The organism is Pseudomonas sp. AKS31, assembly GCF_023634765.1.
In the GTDB taxonomy this organism is placed as follows: Bacteria; Pseudomonadota; Gammaproteobacteria; order Pseudomonadales; family Pseudomonadaceae; genus Aquipseudomonas.
The window spans coordinates 109,829-110,119 of the sequence record NZ_JAMLFX010000005.1 but is presented as its reverse complement, the minus strand read 5'-3'; the positions used below and the strand labels follow the sequence as shown (position 1 = coordinate 110,119).

Genomic DNA, 291 nt, shown 5'->3' with positions numbered 1-291 from the left:
CCTGGACGGCGGCCTCGGGGCCGACACCATGATCGGTGGCGGTGGCTTCGACAGTTACTACGTCGATAACTACGGCGATGTCGTCATCGAAACTGACGCAACGCTCGGCGCGACCGACCGGGTGTTCGCATCCATCGGCTACACCCTGACCGCCAATGTCGAAAACCTGATCCTCACCGGTAACGACATCATCAACGGCACCGGCAACGAACTGGACAACCGCATCACCGGCAACGAACAGGCCAATACCCTGGACGGCGGCCTCGGGGCCGACACCATGATCGGTGGCGG

The 291-nt window shown here is 62.5% G+C and carries 1 protein-coding gene; it reads left to right on the top strand.

The window, feature by feature from the left end; translation table 11 throughout:
- On the top strand, positions 1-291 hold a 291-nt coding region (locus tag M9827_RS16425), incomplete at both ends, for a hypothetical protein (RefSeq protein WP_250606389.1).